Origin of the sequence: Curtobacterium sp. ISL-83 (genome assembly GCF_018613895.1) — a bacterium.
GTDB lineage: Bacteria > Actinomycetota > Actinomycetes > Actinomycetales > Microbacteriaceae > Curtobacterium.
The window spans coordinates 248,090-261,332 of the sequence record NZ_JAGGPH010000009.1 but is presented as its reverse complement, the minus strand read 5'-3'; the positions used below and the strand labels follow the sequence as shown (position 1 = coordinate 261,332).

Here is a 13,243-nt window from a genome sequence, read left to right as displayed (position 1 = left end):
GGCAACCCTACACGGTCCACTCGAACCGGCTGACGCGTGTTCGACCCGGTCGGATCTGAATCGCTTCTCAGCGGGAACCGGTCGAGTGGCGCTCCGAACGGGCTGAGGATGGTGGTGCAGCACGATCCGCAGGAGGCACCCCACGCCGTCGACATCCGAGTTCTGGAGCACGTGGCAGTTCGACCCGCTCGCCGCGGTGCTCCTCGCCGTCGCCGCGGTCTCCTACGGATGGTGGGTCGTCGGTGCCGCTCGTCGTGGCGCGCGCTGGCCCTGGTGGCGCACCCTCGCCTTCATCGGTGCGCTCGTCCTGTTCGGCATCCTGCAGTTCGGCATCGTCGGCCGGTACGACCAACTGCTCCGGTGGGCGTTCGTGCTGCGGTTGGCCCTGCTGTTCTTCGCGGTCCCCACGTTCGCCGCGCTCGGCGCGCCCGTCTCGCTCCTCCGGACGGGAGGCCCCGCTCGCCTCGCCCGCGCCGCCGACGCCGCGCTCCACTCGCGTCTCGTCCGAGCGCTCGGCAACGCCATCGTGTCGCCGCTCGTCGCCCTCGTCCTGTTCTGCGTGCTGCTGACACCGCTCTCGGCGACGATCCGGGAGTCCCCGGTCTGGGCCGTGGCGATCACCGTCCTCGTGCCCGTCCTGGGCTTCGGCCTGCTCGCGCCGTTGTCCGAGCCCGGGGTGCTCCGCACGTCGACCTTCGTGACGATCGAGTTCCTGCTCGCGTTCGTGGAGCTCATGCTCGACGCCATCCCCGGCATCGTGCTGCGGATCACGAACCACGTGCTGGATGGTTCCCTCGTGCAGGCGGTCGGGCAGCCGTGGTTCCCGTCGCCGCTGCAGGACCAGCACCTGGCGGGCGACCTGCTGTGGTTCATCGCCGAGGTCGCGGACATCCCCGTGCTCATCTCGCTGTTCATCCGGTGGCAGCGCACCGACCGCCGCGAGGCCCGGGTGGTCGACGAGCTCTCCGACGAGGAGATGGCCGAGCTCACCCGGGCGCACCTGCAGCGCCGCGGGTAGGCGCGCCGGGTCCGGGTCGATCCGGCGGCGGTCGCGGCGGGCGGGCGGTCGCGGCGGGCGGCCGCGGTCCCCGAACGACACCGCCGCTGTCGCACGGCCCCGGCCGCTGACCGCCGCGGATGCCGTCGCCCCCCCCGCATGCGCATCATCCGCCGAACCACCCGTCGAACGACAAGCGCACCGTCGGAACATGCACCCGCATCAGTGCGTGCGTGCGCATCCACCCGCATCCGGTGCGTGGGCATCATCCGCCGAACCACCCGTCGAACGACTCGCGCACCGTCGGAACATGCACCCGCATCCGGTGCGTGCGCATCCTTCGCCGAACCACCCGTCGAACGACTCGCGCATCGTCGGAACATGCACCCGCATCCAGCACCGACCACCCGCGGCGCTGCCCGCACGAACGCGACAGCGCCCCCGGCCACACGCGGTGGTCGGGGGCGCTGTCGCGTGCGGGACTACTCGGCGCCCACGTGGCGACCGCGGTGGTCGGCCGTCGCGAGCTCCTCGTCCGGGGTCGCCGGCGCGGCCGAGGCAGCGTGCGCGGGCCCGTCGACGTCCTGCGCGCCGGGCAGGGTCGCGATGGAGCCGGTCTGCGACCAGCCGACGGTCTGCTTCGGCTTCGCCAGGAACAGCGACGCCACGATCGCGATCAGCAGCACCGTCGCGGGCAGCACGAGCGACTGCCCCATGGCCTCCGAGAACGGGCTCTGCAGGAACCCGGGCAGCGTCCCCACCTGCTGCGTCGCTCCCCCACCCGAGCCGGAGCCCTGCGGGAAGTTCGCGGCGATCCGGGCCTCGATCAGCGCAGCGATGCCCGCGGAACCGAGGACGGCGCCGATCTGCCGCGTGGTGTTGTACACACCCGAGCCGGCCCCGGCGAGCTGCGGCGACAGGTTCCGGGTCGCGGAGACCGAGAGCGGTCCCCACATGCAGGCGTTCGCGACACCGAGCAGCGCGCTCGGCAGCAGGATCAGCTGCCAACCCGAGTTGCCGGCGACCAGGGCACCGAACCAGAACAGGCCACCCGAGAAGCAGGCGAGCCCGAACGCGGCGACCCAGCGCGGGTTCCACCGGTTGAGGTTCTTGCCGACCAGTGGTGCGAGCGCTGCCGACAGCACCGCCATCGGCACGAGCAGCAGGGCGGCCTGCGTCGGGCTGAACGCCTTGACGTCCTGGGCCCAGAGCATCAGCGGCAGCGCGAACGAGGAGATCGCGACACCGACCGCGGTGATCGCGATGTTGGCGAGGGTGAAGTTCCGGTCCTTGAACAGCACGAGCGGCAGGAGCGGTTCGGACTTCTGGAAGTGCTGCCACACGACGAAGGCGGCGAGCACGACGAGCCCGGCGATGATCAACGACCAGACCGAGATCGGCCCGGCGATGGTGCCCCACTTGTAGGTCTCGCCCTCCTGGATGCCGAAGACGAGCAGGAACATGCCGACCGCGGAGAGCACGATCCCGAGCACGTCGAACTTGTGCTGCCGCTTCTCGAAGGACGGCACGAAGCGCTGCGCGAGGATGAACGCGACGACGCCGACGGGGACGTTCACGAAGAAGATCCACTCCCAGCCGAAGCCGTCGACGAGCAGGCCGCCCGCGATGGGCCCGACGAGCGAGGCGATGCCGGCGGTTGCGCCCCAGAGGCCCATGGCCGCGCCACGGTTCTGCGGCGGGAACATCCGGGTGATCACGGACATGGTCTGCGGCGTCATCATGGCGGCGCCGAGACCCTGCACGACGCGGGCCACGATCAGCATCTCGATCGACCCGGACAGACCGCACCAGAGGCTGGCGAGCGTGAAGACCACGAGGCCGATCTGGTACATGATCTTCGGGCCGAACCGGTCACCGAGCCGGCCGGTGATGAGGAGCGGCACCGCGTAGGCGAGCAGGTAGGCGCTCGTCACCCAGATGACGGCGTTGATGTCGGCGTCGAGCTGCTGGGCGATCGTCGGCGTCGCGACCGACACGATGGTCGAGTCGACCAGGATCATGAAGAAGCCGACGACCAGGGCCCAGAGGGCGGGCCAGGGCTTCTTCTCGGCGGTGTGCGCCGTGGGCGTCACGGAGGTCATCGAGTGCGTTCCTTGCTGTTCGTGGGGGTCAGGTGCGGGACGGCCGGGCCGTCCCAGGGGATGTCGCCGCTGTCGATGCGGTCGACGGTGGTGCTGAGCCACTCGATCTGCGCCGAGAGCATCGCACGGACGTACGACACGTCGAGCCAGTAGCGGTCGGAGAGCTCCTTGGCGCGCACGACCTCGATCGCCGCGTCGTACTCGTCGCGCTGCTGCTCCAGCGCGACGATCCGGGCCCGGACGGCATCGACCGCCTCGGGCCGGGGCAGGTTCTCGATCACCGACAGCGCGAGGTGGAACTCGGGGTACTCGTCCGCGGGCACGGCCACCATCCGTCGCAGCCCGTCGGCGAGCGCAGCCCGTCCGGCGTCCGTGATCGTGTAGGTGGTCCGTTCCGGGCGGTTGCCGTCACGGTTCGTCCCGACCACCTCGGCCAGGCCGAGTTCGGCGAGCCGACCGACCTGGTGGTAGAGGGTGCCCGGGCGGACCTTGACGTTCCGCTCCTCTTGTCGGAGGACCATCGTCTGGAACATCTCGTAGGGGTGCATCGGCGCCTCGTTGAGGAGGTCGAGCGCGGCGAACGCGAGGGGCGTGAGCGACGCCATCCGAGCCTCCAGGCCGTCGATGCGAGAGATGGTCCAGGCGGACTATTCGACTTGGAATATACCGATTGGAACAGGTGCGCGCAAGCGCGCCGCCGGTTCTCCACAGGAGGCCCGCACCGGTCCCGGCGTGTCGCGCGCGCCACGTAGACTGGTCGCGTCCCACCCACCCCCGAAGTGCTGGAGTGAACACGTGCCAACGATCGTCGTCGAGGTCATGCCGAAGGCCGAGATCCTCGACCCCCAGGGCAAGGCGGTGGGCAACGCCCTCGCTCGTCTCGGCAAGGCCGACCTGACCAACGTCCGCATCGGCAAGCGCTTCGAGGTGTCCGTGGACGGCCCCGTCGACGACGCCACCCTGGCCGAGGTCCGCGAGATCGCGGCCGACGTCTTCTCGAACGCCGTGATCGAGGACGTCGTCTCGGTCACCGTCGAAGGCGAGTGACCCGGATGCGCATCGGGGTCATCACGTTCCCGGGCTCGCTCGACGACCGCGACGCCCAGCGCGCCGTCCGTCTCGCCGGTGCCCAGCCCGTCGCGCTCTGGCACGGCGACCACGACCTCCAGGGGGTCGACGCGATCATCCTCCCCGGTGGGTTCTCGTACGGCGACTACCTCCGCGCAGGAGCCATCGCCGCGAAGGCCCCGATCATGTCGGAGGTCATCGACGCAGCCGGCAAGGGCATGCCCGTGCTCGGCATCTGCAACGGGTTCCAGATGTTGGCCGAGGCCCGCCTCGTCCCCGGCGCGCACACCCGCAACGCGCACCAGCAGTTCATCCGTCGCGACCAGAAGCTCCGCGTCGAGACCACCGGCACGGCGTGGACCTCCGGGTTTCAGGCCGAGCAAGAGATCACGATCCCGCTGAAGAACGCCGACGGCCGCTTCGTCGCCGACGCCGACGAGATCAAGCGGATCGAGGACAACGGCCAGGTGGTGTTCCGCTACGTCGGCGTGAACCCGAACGGGTCGATCGACGACATCGCCGGCGTCTCGAACGAGCGCGGCAACGTCGTGGGCCTGATGCCGCACCCCGAGCACGCGACCGAGCCCGGCTTCGGCCCGGACACCCGCGTCGCCATGGCCTCCGGGACGGACGGCCTCACCTTCTTCACCTCCGTGATCGAGCACGCGCTCGTCAAGTGACAGGAACCAACGACACCGTGACGACTTCTGTGCGCCCGAAGCCCGACACCGTCCAGGACGCCGCTGCGACCCCGGACAAGGAACAGCCGTACGACGCCCTCGGGCTCAAGCCGGACGAGTACGCCCGCATCAAGGAGATCCTGGGCCGTCGCCCCACCTCCGGTGAGCTCGCGATGTACTCCGTCATGTGGTCGGAGCACTGCTCGTACAAGTCGAGCAAGAACTACCTCCGGCAGTTCGGCAAGAAGGTCACGCCGGAGATGACCAAGAACCTGATGGTCGGCATGGGCGAGAACGCCGGCGTCGTCGACGTGGGCAACGGTTGGGCGGTGACCTTCAAGGTCGAGTCACACAACCACCCGTCGTTCGTCGAGCCGTACCAGGGCGCCGCGACGGGTGTGGGCGGCATCGTCCGCGACATCATCTCGATGGGTGCCCGCCCGGTCGCCGTGATGGACCAGCTGCGCTTCGGTGCGATCGACCACGAGGACACGGCGCGCGTCGTGCACGGCGTGGTCGGCGGCATCAGCTTCTACGGCAACTGCCTCGGGCTGCCGAACATCGGCGGCGAGACCTACTTCGACCCGGTGTACCAGGGCAACCCGCTGGTGAACGCCCTCGCGGTCGGGGTCCTCCGTCACGAGGACCTGCACCTGGCGAACGCCTCCGGTGCGGGCAACAAGGTGGTCCTGTTCGGTGCGCGCACCGGTGGTGACGGCATCGGCGGCGCGTCGATCCTGGCGTCCGACACCTTCACCGAGGGCGGCCCGACCAAGCGCCCGGCGGTCCAGGTGGGCGACCCGTTCGCCGAGAAGGTCCTGATCGAGTGCTGCCTCGAGCTCTTCCAGAAGGAGCTCGTCGAGGGCATCCAGGACCTCGGCGCGGCGGGCATCTCGTGCGCCACGTCCGAACTCGCGAGCAACGGCGACGGTGGCATGCACATCTCGCTCGACGACGTCCTGCTCCGCGACCCGACGCTCACCGCCGAAGAGATCCTGATGTCGGAGAGCCAGGAACGCATGATGGCGGTCGTCCGGCCTGACAAGCTCGACGAGTTCCTCGCCGTCGTCGGCAAGTGGGAGGTCGAGACCAGCGTCCTGGGCGAGGTCACCGGCACCGGTCGTCTCGTGATCGACTGGCAGGGCCAGGAGATCGTGAACGTCGACCCGCGCACGGTCGCCGTCGACGGCCCCGTCTACGACCGTCCGGTCGCCTACCCGACGTGGATCGACGCGCTCCAGGCCGACTCGGCGGCGTCGCTCGAGCGTCCCGCCGACGGCCCCGCACTGAAGGCGCAGTTCCTGCAGCTGCTCGGGTCGCCGAACCTCGCGTCGAAGAACTGGGTCACGAACCAGTACGACACCTACGTGCTCGGCAACACGGCGCTCTCCTTCCCCGACGACGGCGGCATGATCCGCGTCGACGAGGAGACCGGTCTCGGGGTCACCATCGCGACCGACGCCAACGGCCGGTACTGCCAGCTCGACCCGAAGCAGGGCGCGCGACTCGCCCTGGCCGAGGCGTACCGCAACGTCGCCGTGACGGGTGCCGTCCCGGCAGCGGTCACCGACTGCCTGAACTTCGGCTCGCCGGAGAACCCCGAGGTCATGTGGCAGTTCTCCGAGGCCGTCGAGGGCCTGGCGGACGGCTGCATGGAGCTCGGGATCCCGGTCACGGGCGGCAACGTCTCCTTCTACAACCAGACCGGGACGACGCCGATCCACCCGACGCCGGTCGTCGGTGTGCTCGGCGTGATCCAGGACGTCGCCCTGCGGGTCCCGTCCGGCTGGCAGGACGACGGCCACAACATCTACCTGCTCGGGACCACCTCGCTCGAGCTCGACGGGTCGGCGTGGGCCGGCACCGTGCACGGGCACCTCGGCGGCCGTCCGCCCGCGGTCGACCTCGAGCGTGAGAAGGCCCTCGCGGGCCTGCTGCACGCCGCGGCGAACGAGCAGCTGCTGACGAGCGCCCACGACCTGGCGGACGGCGGCCTCGGCCAGTCGCTCGCCGAGTCGGTCCTCCGCTTCGGCATCGGCGCGCGCGTCGTGCTCGACGAGCTCGAGTCCCGCGACGGCGTCGACACCGCCACCGCGCTGTTCTCCGAGTCGACCGGCCGCGTCATCGTGACCGTCCGGCGCGAGGACGACGTGCGGTTCCAGGGCCTCTGCGCAGGACGGGGCTTCCCGGTCCTGCGCATCGGCGTGACGGACGTGACGTCGAGCTCGCTCGAGGTCCAGGGCGCCTTCGAGGTGTCGCTGGACGAACTCCGCGGCACCCACGGGGCGACGCTGCCGAGCCGCTTCGGCGACGTGGTGGTCGAAGACGTCACCGAGGGGTACGTCGGCCGCGGTCCGGTCGACTCCGACGGGGCGTTCTCGCCGCGCTCGGACGCCTGACGCCGGTGCCGATCGTCACGCTGCCCTTCGGCGAGCTCGTCGACCGGTTCGGCCCGGTGCCGGACGGCATCGAGCTCGACGTGTGGGACGTCGAAGGGCCGCACCCGCGCCCGGACGACGTCGCGATCACGTTCCTGCCGTTCTACTTCGCCGGGCGGCACCGGTGGCAGTTCGTCCACGACCTGCCGAACCTGGAGCTCCTGCAGCTGCCGAGCGCCGGGTACGAGCACGCGGTGCCGCACGTCCCCGGGCACGCGCTGCTCGCCAACGGTCGCGGGATCCACGACGACGAGACCGCTGAACTCGCCGTCGGACTCGCGCTGACCTCGCTCCGCGAGCTCGGCGCCTTCCAGGCCGACCGCGCGAACGGCGTGTGGGACGCCCGGACGACGCGGTCGTTGGCCGACCGCCGGGTGACCGTCGTCGGGTACGGCGCGATCGGTCAGGAGATCGCCTCGCGGTTCGAGGCCTTCCGCACCGACGTCACGGTGGTGGCGCGGACGGCGCGCGACCAGGACGGCCGGCACGTCCACGCGTTCGGCGAGCTGCCCGAACTCGCGGCGCACACCGACGTCCTGGTGCTCATCGCGCCGCTGACGGACGAGACCGAGCACCTGGTCGATGCCGAGCTGCTCGCGGCCCTGCCCGACGGCGCCCTCGTGGTGAACGTGGCGCGGGGGAAGGTCGTCGACACCGACGCCCTGGTCGCGGAGCTGCAGTCCGGTCGGCTGTTCGCCGCGCTCGACGTCACGGACCCGGAGCCCCTGCCCGAGGGACACCCGCTCTGGACGACGCCGAACACCGTGCTGACACCGCACGTCGGCGGGAACACCGATCTCAGCGTTCCGCGGTCGATCGCGCTGATGCGCAAGCAGGTGGCGGCGTTCGCCGAGGGTCGTCCGTTCGAGAACATCGTCGAGCGCTGACGGAGGCCGACCAGCCATCCGTCCAGCGATGGGCGATCTCGACGTGGCACCCCGCGGAGCCCGGCCAGCCATCCGCCCAGCGGAAGGCGATCTCGACGCGGCGCTCCGCGGAACCCGGCCAGCCATCCGCAGAGAGGGGCCGGTCCCGACGTGGCGCCCCGCGCCTCCAGTCCGGTGCGCGCCTCCAGTCCGGGCCGAGCCTCCGATCCGTCCACGTCAGGCCGCGGCAGACCGCCCGAGCGGGATGACGCACGTCGGCGTGCCGACGGCGATCTGCGCGACGGCCTCGCCCGGGACCCCGTCGTCGCCGAGGGGCAGGACGGCGATCGCGTCCGACATCTGGTTCGCCACGAGCACCGAGCCGGGCACCCGCGCGAAGTGGCGCGGCCACACCCCACCGCAGGACGCGGACCCGACGAGCGTGAGCCCTCCGCCCGATGCGTCCAGCACCACGATCAGGTCGCGGCCACGGACGGCGACGAGGACGCGTCCGGCCTCGTCGACGTCGATGTGGCTGAGGAGCGATTCGCCCACGGGCCCGTCGAACGTCGGCACCGTCGCGATGGTCACGAGCGCCCCGGACGCGTCGCGGCGGAGGCGATGGACGGATCCGTCCAGCTCGCCCGCGACCAGGAGGTCTCCGTCGAACCACGCCATGTGGCGCGGGCCGACACCGGGAGCGAGCCGGTGGACGCGCACGAGGTCGATCGACGGCGCGTCGGTCACCCGGAACTCGTGCAGCGCGTCGCCCCCGAGATCGGCGACGATCATGGTGCCGTCCGGCGTTGCGATCGACTGGTGGGCGTGGGGGCCGTCCTGGCGATCGGCGACCGGACCGGTGACCGGTGGCAGGGCAGCGGTCGCGATGGCGGAGGCGGGCAGGACGGTGCGGTCCGCGCTGCCGTGTGCACCGGGGACCGGGACCTGGGCGACGATGGCTTCCGCCGCAGTCAGGGACACCACCGTGACGGTTCCGGAGACGTAGTTCGTGACGATGATCGTGCCCGAGGCGTCGACGCGCACGTGGCAGGGTGCTGCGCCGCCGGACGGTGCGTCCCAGAGGTGCTCGAGGCTCCCGCCGGCGAACCGGAAGGCGGAGACGTGCCCGTCGAGGGTCTCGGAGACGGCGTACACGCGGTCGCCCTCGACGGCGAGGAACGAGGGGTCGTCGATGACCGCTGCCGTGCCCGCTGCTCCACCGGAGACGTGGGAGATCCCGGTCGCGGTGCCCCCGCCGGTCGCGGTGTAGGAGCCGACGAGCAGCTCGAGGTCGGGCAGGCTCACTGCTCGGCCCCGGCGATCTGCTCGTGGTGGTGGATGACCTCGGCCACGATGAAGTTCAGGAACTTCTCCGCGAACGCCGGGTCGAGGTGGGCCTCCGCCGCGAGGGAGCGGAGCCGCTCGACCTGCACCTGCTCACGCGCGGGGTCGGCGGCGGGCATGCCGGCGGCGGCCTTCAGGTACCCAACCCGCTGCGTGTACTTGAACCGCTCGGCGAGCATGTGGATCACGGCGGCGTCGATGTTGTCGATGCTCTGCCGGATGCTGCGCAGCTCGGCGACGGCGGACTGGTCGTACGTGCGCTCGGAGGCTGCAGCGGGGGCCGAGGCGTCCGTGCGCGCCGAGGCGTCCGAGGGCGTGGGGGCGTCGTCGCTCATGGCACGAGCCTAACGGCGCAGCCCGGTCGTCACCTGTCGGTTACGTCGCCGAGCGCGACGCCGAGCGAGACGCCGAGGACCACGACGAGGGGCGTGCCGAGGCGTGCCGCCTGAGCGGGGCCTGAGTGCCGACCGCGGTGCTGCGAGAATGGAACCCATGTCGGTCCTGCTCGTGATCTCGAGCGTGTGTGCGGTCCTCGCGGGCCTCGTGCACGTGTACATCTTCTTCCTCGAGTCGGTCGCGTGGACCAGCCCCCGGGTGCGTCGGATCTTCGGTATCGCCTCGGAGACCGAGGCGGTCGCGACCCGCTCCCTCGCCTTCAACCAGGGCTTCTACAACCTGTTCCTGGCGATCGGGGCGATCCTCGGCGTGGTGCTCGTGGCCGCGGGTGACGGTGCCAGCGGGTGGACCCTCGTGGTGTTCTCGACCGCGAGCATGCTCGGTGCTGCCGTGGTCCTGGCCGGCACCGGTCGCAAGTACCTGAACTCGGCGTTCGTGCAGGGCGCGCTGCCGCTGATCACGCTGCTGTTCGCGTTCCTCGGGTCGACCTTCCGCGCCTGACGCCGCGCCCGCGGTCGCCCCGCGCCCGCGGTCGCCGCCCTGCGGCGCGCCGGGTCAGCGCACTCCGACCTGCGGCCTGCGGCCCGGTGTGCGGCTTCGCCGCGCTCCAGGGACGGCGCAGCCGCCCCTGCCGCCGACGGCCTGGAGGCTCGACCCGCCACCCCGGGTCGGCAACGGCCCCCGGGTGGTCACCCCGCGCCTCCCGACCGCCCGCACCGCGCGTTCCTTCCCAAAACGGCCGCGATGCAAAGCGGAAACGCGCGTACCCGGTGCCAACTGCCGACCCAGTACGCGCGAAACCACTCACTACGCGCGAAACCGCCCGGCCCGAGGCGCGGGCGCGCCCGTCCGCCCGCAACGCGCGTTCCTTCCCAAAACAGCTGCGATGGAAAGCGGAAACGCGCGTACCCGACCGGAACTCCGGACCAGGTACGCGCGAAACCACTCAGCACGCGCGAAAGCACTCAGCACGCGTGGGAGCGGCCCCTACGCGCGAACCCGCTCAGCCCAGCTTCGCGGCGAACTCGTCCGGCAGCTTCTGCAGCGCCCACTCGATCGCCGACGTGGTCCCCATCGAGAACGCCGACGAGACGTCCTTGTCGTCGAACACGATCGCGTGCCCGGCCTGCACCGACGGCACCTTCTGGAACAACGGGTTCGACTCGGCCTGCTTCGCGTCGACGTAGATCGGCAGCACGAGTGTCAGGTCGGCGTTGAGCAGGTCGAGGTTCTCGTCGGACAGGTGCACCGAGAACGCCGAGCCGGCCTGCTTGTCGATGGCCTTCGGGATCGTGAAGCCGAGGTTCCGCATGAACGTGGACCGGCTGTCCCGCGAGGAGTACGCCCCGAAGCCCTCGGAACTGTAGGCACCGACGACCGCCGACTTGCCCGCGAACTGCGGGTGGGCCGTGCGGGCCGCGGCGTAGGCGTCGTCGAGGCCGGACAGCAGCTTCTTGCCGGCCTGCTCCTTGCCGAGTGCCTTCGCGATCATCGTGGTCTGCTGCGTCGTGCTCGCGAGGTAGTTCTCCGCGCCCTTCGGGACCGCCACGGTGGGGGCGATCGCGGACAGCTTGGCGTAGCGGTCCTTGTCGCCCGACGACTTGACGTCGAGGATCAGGTCCGGCTTGAGGGCGAGGATGTCCTCGTAGCTGGGCTCGAGCGTCTGGATGATCTTCGGCGACTTCTCGTACGCACCCTTCAGCCACGGCCCGACACCGTCGCCACCGAAGGCGAGCCAGTCGCTGGCACCGACCGGCTGCACGCCGAGCTCGAGCGCCGTCTCGGCGTCACCCCAGCCGAGGGCGACGACGCGCTTCGGCTGCGACTTGATCGTCGTCGTGCCGAGGGCGGTCGTGATGGAGACCGGGAACTGCCCGCCGGCCTTCGTCGACGCGTCGTCGGACGAGGAGCCGGAACCGGAGGCGCACCCGGCGAGGACGAGCGAGGCGGCGACGACAGCGCCCGCGGCAGCGAGCACGCGACGGAGCCGACGCTTGGGGGAAGAGGAGCTGATCACATAGGTAAGCCTAACCTAAGGCCCCGCCGAGAACAGCCTCGTTAGGCTGTGGACGTGCTGTACCCCGATCCCGAGCGGACACGCCTGGCAGTCCTCGGCTCCCCCATCGCGCACTCGCTCTCCCCCACGCTCCACGCGGCGGCCTACGCGGTCCTCGGGGTGCCGTTCACGTACGGGAGGCACGAGGTCGCCTCCGGTGGGCTCGACGCGTTCATCGCGGGGCTGGGTCCGGAATGGCGCGGCCTGAGCTTGACGATGCCGCTCAAGCGCGAGGTCCTGCCGATGCTCGACCGGACGACGCCGCTCGTCGACGAGCTCGGGGTGGCGAACACGGTCGTCTTCCGGCAGTCGGGGTCCACCGTGCTGCGGGCCGGCGCGAACACCGATGTCGAAGGACTCGTCCGCCCCGTCGAAGCCCTCGGACACGTGCCGGGCGAGGCGACCGTCCTCGGCGGAGGCGCCACGGCCGCGAGCGCCCTCACCGCGGCGGTCCGGCTCGGTGCGCGGCTCGTGCGGGTCTTCGTCCGCGACACCTCGCGGGCGGGATCGCTCGTCGCGCTCGCGGTGCGGCTCGGCGTCTCGCTCGAGGTCCTGCCGCTGACCGACCTGCCCGGCACCCGGCACGGCTTCGTCGTCTCGACGCTGCCCGGCGGTGCGGCGGACGACCTCGACCTCGTGCCGTCCGGCTCCGACGCCGTCCTGTTCGACGTGGCGTACGAGCCGTGGCCGACCGCGGCGTCCGAGCGCTGGTCAGGTGCGGGCGGTCGGGTGCTCAACGGACTCGACATGCTCGCCGAGCAGGCGATCGGGCAGATCCGGTTCTTCCTGACGGGCGACGAGGACCAGCTCCTGCCGGACGAGGCCACGGTCCGACGGACGATGCGCGCGGCGGTCGGGCTGCCTCCCGTCATCCACGCGTAGGGGCGACCCCGCCGCCGGTCAGGCCACGACGCCGTCCACGTAGAACCACCGGCCGCCCTCGCGGACGAACTCGCTCGTCTCCTCGAGCGTGCCCCGCTCGGTGTCGGATCGCCACCACGCGCGGAACGCGACCGTGCCCTGGGCGTCGAACGGGCCTCCAGACCGGGTCGACAGGATGTCCAACCGGGTCCAACGCTGCCCGTCGTCGAGCGTCAGCGACGACGGTCGCGTCCGCGGGTGCCACGTCAGCAGGAGGTACTCCGGGAGCCCGAGCGCGAACGCCGAGAACCGGGAGCGCATCAGGCGCTCCGCGGTCGGCGCCGCTGCCCCGCCGTGGAGGGGCCCGCAGCACTCGCCGTACGGGTTCCCGCTCAGGCAGGGGCAGCGAGCAGCGGCGTCGAGGGGCACGCCCGG

The 13,243-nt window shown here is 71.2% G+C and carries 13 protein-coding genes; 7 read left to right on the top strand and 6 right to left on the bottom strand.

All coding sequences use genetic code 11. From position 1 onward, the window contains the following. Positions 1-196 precede the first annotated feature (196 nt). Complete coding sequence (locus J7E22_RS09330; RefSeq protein WP_214981326.1) at positions 197-1,018, top strand: cytochrome c oxidase assembly protein; 822 nt, start codon at positions 197-199, stop codon at positions 1,016-1,018. Between the two features lie 461 nt (positions 1,019-1,479). Here J7E22_RS09330 and J7E22_RS09325 read toward each other — a convergent pair whose 3' ends face one another. Together J7E22_RS09325 and J7E22_RS09320 are read right to left on the bottom strand one after the other, a co-directional pair. Further along, the gene (locus tag J7E22_RS09325; RefSeq protein ID WP_214981319.1) at positions 1,480-3,099 is read right to left on the bottom strand and encodes a DHA2 family efflux MFS transporter permease subunit; all 1,620 of its coding nucleotides are present in this window, start codon (positions 3,097-3,099) and stop codon (positions 1,480-1,482) included. Continuing rightward, positions 3,096-3,704 (bottom strand): PadR family transcriptional regulator, encoded by a 609-nt coding sequence (locus J7E22_RS09320; protein WP_214981313.1) that lies wholly within the window; start codon positions 3,702-3,704, stop codon positions 3,096-3,098. Before J7E22_RS09320 ends, J7E22_RS09325 begins: the two co-directional genes overlap by 4 nt. 190 nt (positions 3,705-3,894) lie before the next feature. On the opposite strand from J7E22_RS09320, the gene purS reads away from it, so the two are divergent. Genes purS through J7E22_RS09300 form a run of 4 tightly spaced genes read left to right on the top strand, consistent with a single transcriptional unit; the run spans position 3,895 to position 8,172 of the window. Beyond that, on the top strand, positions 3,895-4,146 hold the full coding sequence (gene purS, locus J7E22_RS09315; RefSeq protein WP_214981311.1) for a phosphoribosylformylglycinamidine synthase subunit PurS: 252 nt from the start codon (positions 3,895-3,897) through the stop codon (positions 4,144-4,146). Between the two features lie 5 nt (positions 4,147-4,151). Then, positions 4,152-4,847, top strand: a complete 696-nt coding sequence (gene purQ / locus J7E22_RS09310) for a phosphoribosylformylglycinamidine synthase subunit PurQ (protein ID WP_214981309.1) — start codon at positions 4,152-4,154, stop codon at positions 4,845-4,847. A gap of 17 nt (positions 4,848-4,864) precedes the next feature. Next, positions 4,865-7,246: a phosphoribosylformylglycinamidine synthase subunit PurL gene (purL, locus tag J7E22_RS09305; RefSeq protein ID WP_308159198.1), complete on the top strand. Its 2,382-nt coding sequence runs from the start codon at positions 4,865-4,867 to the stop codon at positions 7,244-7,246. Positions 7,247-7,251: 5 nt separating this feature from the next. Continuing rightward, positions 7,252-8,172, top strand: a complete 921-nt coding sequence (locus J7E22_RS09300; RefSeq protein ID WP_214981305.1) for a 2-hydroxyacid dehydrogenase — start codon at positions 7,252-7,254, stop codon at positions 8,170-8,172. 216 nt (positions 8,173-8,388) lie between these two features. On the opposite strand, the gene J7E22_RS09295 is transcribed toward J7E22_RS09300, so the two are convergent. Beyond that, on the bottom strand, positions 8,389-9,456 hold the full coding sequence (locus J7E22_RS09295) for a beta-propeller fold lactonase family protein (RefSeq protein ID WP_214981303.1): 1,068 nt from the start codon (positions 9,454-9,456) through the stop codon (positions 8,389-8,391). Then, positions 9,453-9,830, bottom strand: coding sequence for a chorismate mutase (locus tag J7E22_RS09290; protein ID WP_214981301.1), 378 nt, complete (start codon positions 9,828-9,830; stop codon positions 9,453-9,455). The genes J7E22_RS09295 and J7E22_RS09290 overlap by 4 nt, the downstream gene beginning before the upstream one ends. A gap of 157 nt (positions 9,831-9,987) precedes the next feature. Here J7E22_RS09290 and J7E22_RS09285 point away from each other — a divergent pair, with 157 nt between their 5' ends. Then, on the top strand, positions 9,988-10,392 hold the full coding sequence (locus J7E22_RS09285) for a DUF1304 domain-containing protein (RefSeq protein WP_214981299.1): 405 nt from the start codon (positions 9,988-9,990) through the stop codon (positions 10,390-10,392). Between the two features lie 502 nt (positions 10,393-10,894). On the opposite strand, the gene J7E22_RS09280 is transcribed toward J7E22_RS09285, so the two are convergent. Next, a complete protein-coding gene (locus J7E22_RS09280) occupies positions 10,895-11,908 on the bottom strand; it encodes an iron-siderophore ABC transporter substrate-binding protein (RefSeq protein WP_308159197.1) in 1,014 nt (337 codons plus the stop codon). Positions 11,909-11,962: 54 nt separating this feature from the next. Between J7E22_RS09280 and J7E22_RS09275 the strand changes: the two genes are divergently transcribed. After that, complete coding sequence (locus J7E22_RS09275) at positions 11,963-12,829, top strand: shikimate dehydrogenase (RefSeq protein ID WP_214981297.1); 867 nt, start codon at positions 11,963-11,965, stop codon at positions 12,827-12,829. 18 nt (positions 12,830-12,847) lie between these two features. Here the strand turns inward: J7E22_RS09275 and J7E22_RS09270 are convergent, their stop codons facing one another. Beyond that, positions 12,848-13,237, bottom strand: coding sequence for a YchJ family metal-binding protein (locus J7E22_RS09270; RefSeq protein WP_214981295.1), 390 nt, complete (start codon positions 13,235-13,237; stop codon positions 12,848-12,850). Positions 13,238-13,243: the final 6 nt, after the last annotated feature.